General features: G+C 41.6%; 10 protein-coding genes. All 10 read left to right on the top strand.

What is annotated here, in order from left to right:
• Positions 1 to 262 precede the first annotated feature (262 nt).
• The gene (rpmH, locus tag OP489_RS12300; protein WP_180341822.1) at positions 263 to 397 is read left to right on the top strand and encodes a 50S ribosomal protein L34; all 135 of its coding nucleotides are present in this window, start codon (positions 263 to 265) and stop codon (positions 395 to 397) included.
• Positions 398 to 466: 69 nt separating this feature from the next.
• Positions 467 to 832, top strand: a complete 366-nt coding sequence (rnpA, locus tag OP489_RS12295) for a ribonuclease P protein component (RefSeq protein WP_266162297.1) — start codon at positions 467 to 469, stop codon at positions 830 to 832.
• A 14-nt stretch (positions 833 to 846) separates the two neighbouring features.
• Positions 847 to 1,077: a membrane protein insertion efficiency factor YidD gene (gene yidD / locus OP489_RS12290; RefSeq protein WP_180341824.1), complete on the top strand. Its 231-nt coding sequence runs from the start codon at positions 847 to 849 to the stop codon at positions 1,075 to 1,077.
• Between the two features lie 15 nt (positions 1,078 to 1,092).
• Entirely contained in the window at positions 1,093 to 2,217 is a 1,125-nt protein-coding gene (locus OP489_RS12285; RefSeq protein WP_266162294.1) for a YidC/Oxa1 family membrane protein insertase, read from the top strand.
• Between the two features lie 57 nt (positions 2,218 to 2,274).
• A complete protein-coding gene (gene jag / locus OP489_RS12280; protein WP_266162292.1) occupies positions 2,275 to 3,168 on the top strand; it encodes an RNA-binding cell elongation regulator Jag/EloR in 894 nt (297 codons plus the stop codon).
• A gap of 118 nt (positions 3,169 to 3,286) precedes the next feature.
• On the top strand, positions 3,287 to 4,648 hold the full coding sequence (gene mnmE / locus OP489_RS12275) for a tRNA uridine-5-carboxymethylaminomethyl(34) synthesis GTPase MnmE (RefSeq protein ID WP_266162290.1): 1,362 nt from the start codon (positions 3,287 to 3,289) through the stop codon (positions 4,646 to 4,648).
• 50 nt (positions 4,649 to 4,698) lie between these two features.
• Entirely contained in the window at positions 4,699 to 6,597 is a 1,899-nt protein-coding gene (gene mnmG / locus OP489_RS12270; RefSeq protein WP_266162288.1) for a tRNA uridine-5-carboxymethylaminomethyl(34) synthesis enzyme MnmG, read from the top strand.
• Positions 6,584 to 7,294, top strand: a complete 711-nt coding sequence (gene rsmG / locus OP489_RS12265; protein WP_266162286.1) for a 16S rRNA (guanine(527)-N(7))-methyltransferase RsmG — start codon at positions 6,584 to 6,586, stop codon at positions 7,292 to 7,294. The genes mnmG and rsmG overlap by 14 nt, the downstream gene beginning before the upstream one ends.
• A 164-nt stretch (positions 7,295 to 7,458) precedes the next feature.
• Positions 7,459 to 8,247: a ParB/RepB/Spo0J family partition protein gene (locus OP489_RS12260; protein ID WP_266162285.1), complete on the top strand. Its 789-nt coding sequence runs from the start codon at positions 7,459 to 7,461 to the stop codon at positions 8,245 to 8,247.
• Positions 8,248 to 8,454: 207 nt separating this feature from the next.
• Positions 8,455 to 9,228, top strand: coding sequence for a ParA family protein (locus OP489_RS12255; protein ID WP_266162284.1), 774 nt, complete (start codon positions 8,455 to 8,457; stop codon positions 9,226 to 9,228).
• Position 9,229: the final 1 nt, after the last annotated feature.

Raw genomic sequence — 9,229 nt, 5'->3', positions numbered from 1 at the left:
TACATTTAAATATATTAATACACTTTTATATCCTACCATAAATTTGGTCAGTTTGCAAATTTATTGCTGGGTTTTTCTGTTTTCGAAATTTGAAAAAGACCAGTTTATTTTACTGTTTTTTGCATTATTTGGAGAAAAAATTTTTAATCATTAGAAAAATTTTTCTTTTTCATTCAATTGTATGATTTTGCTTGACAGGCTCTTGCATTTTACGCTATAATTCTAAATTGCAAGGTTTATACCCGAAAGGAGGGTTTTTAAAATGCTTAGAACCTATCAGCCTAAGAAACTCCATCGTCAGAAGGAGCATGGCTTTCGGAAAAGAATGTCTACAAAAAATGGCCGCAAGGTACTTTCTCGCCGTCGTGCAAAGGGGCGGAAGAGCCTGTCCTATTAATGAATCAACGAAAAGGGCCACAATTGTGGCCTTTTGTTGTATGGCACATTTTTGTATCGGAGTGACCAGATGGACTGTTTTGTTTCGATAAAAGAAAATCGTGATTTCCGCCGGATCTATGGTCGTGGAAAAAGTCTTGTAAGTCCACTGGTGGTAATCTATCTCAGAAAGAATCGTTTAAAAACCTGTCGGGTTGGGATTACGACCAGTAAAAAGATTGGTAATGCAGTCATGCGAAATCGTTCGCGCAGAATCATTCGGGCGGCTCTGCGGGAAGTCCTGCCGAAAATAGAGGGCAGTTATGATATGATTGTGGTGGCCCGTAGCCGTACCCCATTTGTAAAAAGTACAGATGTAAAAAAGAAAATAGAAATGCTTTTTCAAAAATCCGGAATTTTAAAACAGGAAGAAAAAAAAGAGATTGGAAATAATTAGGGAGATTCCAGAGAATGGTAAAAAAGCTTTTTTTAAAGCTCATTGAATTTTATCAAAAAGTAATTTCTCCGCGTCATCCACCTTGCTGCAAGTATATTCCAACCTGTTCTGCCTATGCGAAAGAGGCGATTGAGCGTTTTGGAGCCTTAAAGGGAGGCTTACTTGCAATATGGAGAATTTTACGATGTAATCCGTTCAGCCGGGGCGGATATGATCCTGTTCCGGAAAAAAAGCAAATCAAATGAGGAGACCAAAAAAATATGAGCCAGATTTTTAGTTCAATTGGCAGCGTCTTTGGATATGTGCTGTGGTTTTTGTTTTCGCTGGTAAAAAACTTTGGTGTTGCAATTATTTTATTTACTATTTTGGTATTTGCAATCCAAATTCCGTTTTATATTAAGCAGCAGCGCAGTTCCGTTGGAATGCAAAAAGTTCAGAAAAAAATGAAGGAACTGCAAAAAATTTATGCCAATGACAAAGCTCGTTTGGCAGAAGAACAGCAGAAGCTTTATGAAAAAGAAGGAATCAAACCAACCGGCGGCTGTTTAACAATGTTGCTGCCGTTATTGATCATGATGGGATTGTTTTATTCTTTTGCAATGCCTCTTTCTAATACGCTGCACATTCAAAGTGATCATATTGCAGAAATTAAGAGCGTTGCAGATCATGTTCCGGGATATCAGCAATCGGACGCTGGCTTTTTAGGATTAAACCAGTTCTATGGAGAACTGCAGATCGTAAAAAATTATGATAACGTAAAGGGACAGTTGACAACACTGACACCGGAAGAAACCGAAAAGTTAGATTCTTTTAGTAAAGGATTTTCTTTTCTTGGAATGGATCTTCTGGATTCCCCAACTTCTTCGTCTGACTTTTTTGGACAGCTCTTCCATAGCAATCTGTTTATGATTCCACTTTTGTGTTTGATTTTACAGATATGTATGCAGTTTTTCATGAACAAAATGCAGCCCGGAATGCAGCAGCAAATGGGTTGTATGAAGGCTGCAATGTATGGTATGGCAATTTATATGGCGTATCTGGCTGCTGTAATTCCAGCTGGTGTTGGCCTTTATTATATTGTAAACTCTATTCTGAATATCGGACGAATGCTTTTGATGAATAAATATTATTCACCTGAAATTATGAATTCCCATGTAGAGGCTTCCCACCTTGCGAGAATGCAACTCAATGAAGCAGAAAAAGTTCCGCTTCCTGCCGAAGTTCAGTTACAGCTTGCAGAAAAATTAGAGAGACGCATGGAAGCACAAAAGACAAAGAAAAAGAAAACGGCATCAGGGCGTAAAGATACGCAGGAGAAAAATTCCTCTGCAAAATTGCCGGCAAAAACAAAAAGTTCCAATGATTACTTAGGAAAAAAGAAATAAAGAGAGAAAAGTAAGTGTTTTTTGGAATAAAAATGCTCTCAAAAGGAGGAAGCAACGATGAAAGAAGCCATCGGGATTGGAGATACTGTAGAAAAAGCAAAAGAAAATGCTTATCAGAAACTCGGGGTGGAATCAGACGAAGTCGAGTATGAAGTTCTCGAGCTTCCAATCAAAAAGACGCTTGGTCTTTTTGGAGGAAATCCTGCAAAAGTAAGAGCTTATATAGAAGATAATTCAGCAGAAATTGCGAAAAATTATCTTTCTTCGATTTTAGATGCGATGGGGTTAGATGAGGTCGAAATCAAAGCAGAACCGCAGGAAAATGGTGCAATGTTAACGATTACCGGAGAAGATGTTGGGTTTATTATCGGTCATCGCGGAGAAACTTTGGATGCCCTGCAGTATTTGAGTGGCCTTGTTGTCAATCATAAACGAGATGATTATTTCCGTATTACGCTGGATATCGGAAATTACCGGGAGAAACGCCGCGAAACATTGGAAGCTCTCGGAAAGAAAATGGCAGGAAAATCGCTCAAATATGGTCGTAATTTTCCGTTGGAGCCAATGAATCCTTATGAGCGCAGAATTATTCACACCGCTGTCTCCGAAGTAGAAGGAGCAAAAAGCTGGAGTGAAGGACAAGATCTTGCCCGTCATGTTGTGATTGGCCCGGAAGCCGGAGAACGTTCGGTAAATTATAGGAATAATAACAGACGTCCTTATAATAATAATCGCAACGGCGGATTTCAAGGGCAGAATAGACCATACCAAAATAATCGCTATCCTGCAAAAACGAATCATCCTGCACCGGTTTATGGGAGAATTGATCGTTCTCCAGAAGAAAAGCCCGCTTTTCATTCTCCAAAACCAGAGCAGAGAACAGCTTCTGCACAGGTAAAAACGCCATTTCTTTATGGCAGAATTGATGTCAAAAAAGAGAAGGAAGAATAAAAAACCATTGCCGCAGAGATCGTGCATGGATGCATAAAAAAATCGGGGAGGCGTCCGCGTTTAGATCGCGGCGTCTCCCCTTTTATTTGATGATTTCAAAAAGGAGTCGCTTTTTTATATGAGAACCATTGCCGCAATCAGTACACCGCCCGGAGAAGGTGGAATTGGAATCGTAAGGATTTCCGGAGCTGATGCTCAAAAAATTGCCGATCGGGTTTTTCATTCCGTTTCGGGTAAAAAAATAGAATCTTTGCCTGGATATACCTCCCTTTTTGGGACTGTTTCTGATGGAAAAGAAACATTTGATCAATGCGTTGCCTCCAATTTTCGGGCACCAAAAAGCTATACAGGCGAAAACGTAGTGGAACTTTCCTGTCATGGAGGTCCATTTCTTTTGAGAAAGCTGCTCTCTGCCTGTTATGCGGCAGGAGCACGTCCGGCAGAACCAGGTGAGTTTACAAAACAAGCTTTTCTCAATGGAAAGATGGATTTGACGCAGGCAGAATCCGTTATGGAAATGATCGGTGCAAAAAGCGAAGGTGCTGCTCGTGCCGCCCGTGCAGGACAATCTGGAAAACTTCATGAATCAATTTGCAAAGTCAAAGACGAATTGATGGATGCGACCTCTCATTTGGCAGCTTGGGCAGATTATCCTGATGATGATGTACCGCAGGTAGATAATGAAGTGCTAAAAAAACAACTTTCTGATAGTGCGAGCCGTCTGCAAAAACTTTATGATGGGTTTGGAGCAGGTAAAGTTCTCTGTGATGGTGTTGATACGGTCATTGTAGGACGTCCTAACGTGGGAAAGAGTACACTAATGAATTTACTCTCTGGAACACAAAAAAGCATTGTAACGGCTTTTGCGGGGACGACGAGAGATATTGTAGAAGATACAATTTCCCTGGGTGGAATTCCGCTTCATCTTGCAGATACTGCCGGCTTGCGGGAAAGCAGCGATCCGATCGAACAAATTGGGGTTGAGAGGACGAGAGAACGCCTAAATCATGCACAGCTGATTCTTGCAGTCTTTGATTCTTCAGAGTCTCTGACAGAAGAAGATCAGAAGCTTTTGCAGTCGATTGGAAATGTTCCGGCAATCGCAGTCATTAATAAAGCGGATTTACAAAATAAATTAGACGAAGAGTATATTAACAAGTATATTAAACAAAAAGTATATATATCGGCATTAAAAGGCGAAGGGATAGAAGAACTGACGGATGCGATTAAAACAATTTTTCACACAGGAGAGATTGATCCTTCAGCAGGAATTCTATTTACGGAACGTCAAAAAGATGTGATTCGGCGGGCATTGGAATGTGCAAAAGAAGCGCGGGACGCATTTTTAAGCGGAATGACGCTGGATGCGGTTACGGTTAGTGTGGAAGGAGCGCTTTCTGCGCTTTTGGAATTTACCGGAGAGCGAGTGACCGACGCGGTCGTAGAGGAAGTTTTTAAAAACTTCTGCGTAGGCAAATAGTTTTCAACTTAAGACGTGGACAATGTGGAAAATTATAAGGGAGACAGAACATGGAAACTGAGTATGAAGCGGAAAATTGTGAGGTTGCAGTCATCGGTGCAGGACATGCCGGAATAGAGGCAGGACTTGCCAGTGCGCGGCTTGGCGCAAAGACAATTGTTTTTACGATTAATCTGGATGCGGTTGGAAATTGTCCCTGTAATCCTTGCATTGGAGGAACAGCAAAAGGGCATCTTGTGAGAGAAATTGATGCGCTGGGCGGTGAAATGGGAAAAACAGCGGATCAGACGTTTTTGCAGAGTCGTATGCTGAATTTAGGAAAAGGGCCGGCTGTGCATTCTCTGCGATGCCAAATTGACCGTCGAGAGTATTCCAAAGTAATGAAGCATAAGCTGGAATTACAGGATGGATTGGAGCTTAAACAGGCCGAAGTAACGGAATTAACGAAGGAAGAGGACGGCTGGAGACTTGTTACTCGAATGGGAGCTGTCTATCACACAAAAGCGGTAGTGATTGCGACAGGAACTTTTCTCGGAGGAAAAATTTATGTAGGAGATGTCAGTTATAAAAGTGGGCCTGATGGAATGTTTCCCGCAAGTTTTCTCACACAGAGTCTTGTAAAATTAGGGCTTCGTCTGCGTCGTTTTAAGACCGGAACACCAGCACGGGTGAAGCGTGGATCGATTGATTTTACAGGACTTGAAAAACAGTGCGGGGATGAACCGGTTGTTCCATTTTCTTATGATACGCTTGTTCCGGGGAAGAATAAGGCAGTATGTCATGTTTCGTGGACAAACGATCGTACAAAAGAGATCATTCTGAAAAATATTGGGCGCAGTCCCCTTTACGCAGGAAAGATTGAAGGAATTGGGCCGCGGTACTGTCCTAGTATTGAAGATAAAATTATGCGCTTTAAAGATAAGCCGCGTCATCAGCTTTTTATTGAACCATGCGGAATGGATACGGAAGAAATGTATTTGCAGGGCATGAGCTCTTCTTTGCCGGAAGACGTGCAGCTGGCGTTTTATCATACCATTAAAGGGCTGGAACATGTACAGATCATGCGATTTGCCTATGCAATCGAATATGATTGCGTAGATCCTCTGCAAATGGAAAATACATTGGAGTTTACAGATTTTCCGGGCCTTTATGGAGCCGGACAGTTTAATGGATCTTCCGGATATGAAGAAGCCGCGGCGCAGGGAATCGTTGCGGGAATCAATGCAGCATTAAAAGTGAAAAATCGTCCGCCGATGATTCTTGACAGAGCAAGCTCTTATATTGGAACGTTAGTAGATGATTTGGTCACAAAAGGGGTAATGGACCCTTATCGTATGATGACTTCCCGCAGCGAATATCGGTTGGTACTGCGGCAGGATAATGCAGATGAGCGCCTGACCCCGATTGGAAGAAAAATCGGCTTGATTTCAGATGAGCGTTGGGAACGCTTTCTCAAAAAAGAAGAACAGAAAAAAGAGGAAAGAAAGCGTGCGGAAAAGACCATTCTATCGCCGTCCGAAGCACTAAATCAGCTTCTTGTTTCACGTGGAACAACACCGGTTTCCAGTGGAGTAAGACTTTCTGATCTGTTAAAACGGCCGGAGCTTTCTTATAAAGTTTTGGAGCCTATCGATATGGCTCGTCCCGATCTTCCAGCAGCAATTTTTGAAAATGTAGAGATTGAATTAAAATACGAAGGATATATTCGCCGCCAGAAATCCGAGATTGAAGAGATGCGCCGATTAGAAGGCAAACAGCTTCCAAAAGGGACAGACTATCAAACAATTACAGGACTGCGCTCAGAGGCACAGGAAAAGCTGAATCGTGTGCGCCCTGCCAACATTGGTCAGGCAAGCCGAATTTCTGGGGTCAGCCCTGCTGATATCAGTGTGCTTTTAATTTGGCTGCAGAAGGAAAGTAGAAAGGAACTAGTCAATGGAGAACATTGAATCCTATCTGATCGAGCAAGCAGAAATCTGTAAAATTAAAATAACTCCCCAATTAGCGAAATCTTTTCAGCTTTATTTGAAAGAACTTCTCGAATGGAACCAAAAAATTAATCTGACTGCAGTTACTGATCCAAAAGAAGCGGTAATGAAGCATTTTATCGACAGTTTATATGTGACGAAATTTGTCAATTTTTCTGGTAAAAATCTAATTGATGTGGGTTCCGGCGCTGGTTTTCCCGGAATCCCGTTAAAACTTTTTGAACCATCCCTTTCCGTTACTTTGCTTGATAGTCTTCAAAAGCGGTTGCATGTACTGGAAGATATCTGCCAGAAACTGCAAATTGAAACAAAGCAAATTCATGGCAGAGCCGAAGAAAGCGGACAAAATTTAGAACTGCGTGGGAAATTTGATTTCGTTTCTGCACGAGCAGTGGCGCAGCTTCCCCTTCTTTGCGAATATTGTTTACCATTTTTAAAACAGGGCGGCCTTTTTTGTGCAATGAAAGGACCGAAGCCGGAGCAGGAGATTCAGTCTGCCCAACATGCTTTAAAAGAACTTGGAGCAGAAGTTGAAGCAGTTAAAAAATATTCTTTGCCGGATGGCGAAGGCCGAAGCTTGATTTTAATTCGGCAAAAACAATTAATGCCAAAAAAATATCCACGTCCGGGTGGAAAAATAAAAAAACAACCTTTGTAAAAAACAAAAAAGATCTGCTTTTTTCTTTGCAAGTGACGAAGAGAGAGCAGGTCTTTTTTATTCAAAATTTTTCTAAATCTTTTTAAAATTGTTCGCAGAAAGTGACAAAATCTTTTGCTTTTTATATGGTATTCTATGGACAAGGCGGGAGGGAAAAATCACAAATGCGTCAGAAAATTTTAGAACTGAATATTGACGCGATTCATCCGAATCCTTCTCAGCCAAGAAAATTTTTCGGAGAAGAAGAACTTCGTTCTCTTGCAGAAAGTATCCAGAGAAACGGACTGATTCAGCCAATCGTTGTTCGAAGAACTTTAAAAGGATATGAGCTGGTGGCGGGAGAACGGCGGCTTCGTGCTTGCAAAATGGCGGGATTATGGGTAATTCCGGCCGTCCTTTCAGAATATTCTGAAAATGAGAGTGCAGTTATGGCATTGATCGAAAACTTACAGCGTTCCAATCTGAATTTGTTTGAAGAAGCCGAGGGAATTCGGCGCCTCATGCAAAAAGCAAACTTGACACAGGAAGAATGTGCACAGCGCTTGGGGAAAAGTCAGTCTTCTGTAGCAAATAAATTGCGGCTGCTGAATCTTTCCCTCAATTTGCGGCAACAGATCATTTCTGCAGGATTGACAGAACGCCATGCAAGAGCATTGCTTCGCCTGCCAGAAAAGTCTCGTCAAAAGACATTGGACTCCATTTTAAGTCAAAAGTTAAATGTTCAGCAGACAGAGCAAATGGTGGACAAGCTTTTGAATCCAAATAAAAAGCAAAAATCTTCCGCACCACGTAGACTTTTAATTATTAAAGATGTGCGGATTTTTGGGAATACAATTGACCATGCAGTAAAAACATTGCAGAGCGCCGGGGTGCAGGCTGAAGCGTCATGCAACAAAAAAGAGGATTGCCTCGAATGGGTAATTCGAATCACCCAAAAGAAACGGCCTGCCTAAAATTAATTACAAGTCATCCATTTCCTTATCATTTTTCCCGCAAGCAGGGGCTCGGTATCAAATTGCCGAGTCCCTTTTTGCGCGCTGTTTCACGTGAAACATATAAAAACATCTGGATAAAAGAGCAAAGATGGTTGTCTCAAAAAGAGAGAAGTGATATAATAAAAACCAAGTCCAATTTTAGAAAATTGGGGGAGGTGGAGCAAAATGGGTAAGATCATCGCAATAGCAAATCAAAAAGGTGGCGTCGGAAAGACTACAACAGCGGTAAATCTTTCTTCTGCTTTGGGATTAGCAGGAAAAAAGACGCTGCTGGTAGATATTGATCCACAGGGGAATTCCTCCAGCGGGGTAGGAATCAATCGCCGAAACTTAAAAAAGACAACGTATGAAATGCTGATTGGACAGGCAACTGCCGCAGAAGTGCTTTTACATACGGCATTTGAAAATCTTGATATCCTACCAAGTAGTCTCGATTTGGCGGCTGCAGAGCTGGAATTAGTGGAACAGACTCATCGGGAATCAATTCTTCGCCTTGATTTAGCGCCTTTGCGCGAAAAATATGATATGATTTTGATTGATTGCCCTCCATCTCTTGGAATTATCACAACGAATGCCCTTTGTGCTGCCGACTCTATTTTAATGCCCATTCAATGCGAATATTATGCCTTAGAGGGGCTAAGTCAGCTGATGAACAGTGTAAAGCGAGTAAAACGGCTTTATAATTCGCATTTGGAAATTGAAGGGGTCCTTTTGACTATGTACGACGGCAGACTCAATCTGACGCAGCAGGTGGTCGGAGAAGTAAAAAAATATTTTCCAAAGAAAGTGTTTGCAGCGGTTATTCCAAGGACTGTGCGGCTTTCAGAAGCACCAAGCTTTGGAAAACCAATTCAATATTTTGATAAGAGCAATAAAGGCGCACTAGCCTATAATGAATTAGGAAAAGAAATTATAGAAAAAGCAGCAGAGGAGGGGTAAA

Origin of the sequence: Caproicibacterium sp. BJN0003, from assembly GCF_026314295.1 — a bacterium.
In the GTDB taxonomy this organism is placed as follows: Bacteria; Bacillota; Clostridia; order Oscillospirales; family Acutalibacteraceae; genus Caproicibacterium.
Note: the sequence above shows the minus strand (reverse complement) of the source record. Positions and strands in the feature narration are given on the sequence as shown.

Coding starts and splice junctions, on each gene's coding strand:
- rpmH (WP_180341822.1), top strand. CDS start 263: ATGCTTAGAACCTATCAGCCTAAGAAACTCCATCGTCAGAAGGAGCAT.
- rnpA (WP_266162297.1), top strand. CDS start 467: ATGGACTGTTTTGTTTCGATAAAAGAAAATCGTGATTTCCGCCGGATC.
- yidD (WP_180341824.1), top strand. CDS start 847: ATGGTAAAAAAGCTTTTTTTAAAGCTCATTGAATTTTATCAAAAAGTA.
- OP489_RS12285 (WP_266162294.1), top strand. CDS start 1,093: ATGAGCCAGATTTTTAGTTCAATTGGCAGCGTCTTTGGATATGTGCTG.
- jag (WP_266162292.1), top strand. CDS start 2,275: ATGAAAGAAGCCATCGGGATTGGAGATACTGTAGAAAAAGCAAAAGAA.
- mnmE (WP_266162290.1), top strand. CDS start 3,287: ATGAGAACCATTGCCGCAATCAGTACACCGCCCGGAGAAGGTGGAATT.
- mnmG (WP_266162288.1), top strand. CDS start 4,699: ATGGAAACTGAGTATGAAGCGGAAAATTGTGAGGTTGCAGTCATCGGT.
- rsmG (WP_266162286.1), top strand. CDS start 6,584: ATGGAGAACATTGAATCCTATCTGATCGAGCAAGCAGAAATCTGTAAA.
- OP489_RS12260 (WP_266162285.1), top strand. CDS start 7,459: ATGCGTCAGAAAATTTTAGAACTGAATATTGACGCGATTCATCCGAAT.
- OP489_RS12255 (WP_266162284.1), top strand. CDS start 8,455: ATGGGTAAGATCATCGCAATAGCAAATCAAAAAGGTGGCGTCGGAAAG.